Source organism: Streptomyces bobili (assembly GCF_002154575.1).
GTDB classification, from domain to species: Bacteria; Actinomycetota; Actinomycetes; order Streptomycetales; family Streptomycetaceae; genus Streptomyces; species Streptomyces bobili.
The window spans coordinates 1-473 of record NZ_MUBA01000879.1 but is presented as its reverse complement, the minus strand read 5'-3'; the positions used below and the strand labels follow the sequence as shown (position 1 = coordinate 473).

The 473-nt window shown below is 71.2% G+C and carries 1 pseudogene; it reads right to left on the bottom strand.

Going from position 1 to position 473, the window contains the following annotated elements:
* Positions 1-313 (bottom strand): annotated as a pseudogene (locus BZL64_RS41815) (hypothetical protein); the annotation flags it as partial.
* Between the last annotated feature and the right edge of the window lie 160 nt (positions 314-473).

Sequence of the window (473 nt, the reverse complement as noted above, 5' to 3'; positions counted from 1 at the left end):
CGGCGGCCGTGAGCGGGGTGACGTGCACGCCGTCCGCGGCGGGCCAGGCCACGCGGAGCGTGCCGTTGGGGGCGACGGCGGTCGTCGTCCGGGTCCATTCACGCGTGTTGTTGTAACCGGCCGACAGATAAGGGAACTTGGCCGCCAGGGTGACGTTGGTGCTGGTGGGGGCGAGGTTCGGGGCGGTTGTGGCCGCCCCGGCGGTGGCGTACCAGGCGCCGACGGCCACTCCGGCGGCTGCGAGGAGGCCGATCGCGGGCTTGCGGGCCGCGCGGACTCGGCGGTGGCGCGTGATACGACGTGCAGTTGTCATGGTGGGTCGTTGCCGCCGGTGTGGAAAAGGTTGCCCGGTACCCGAGTTGGCATGTGCGGCGGCCGTCGCCCGCCGCACCTGCCAACTCGGCTACCGCGCAACCTTTTCCACACCGGCGGCAACGACCCACCACGACAACTACACGTCGTATCACGCGCCA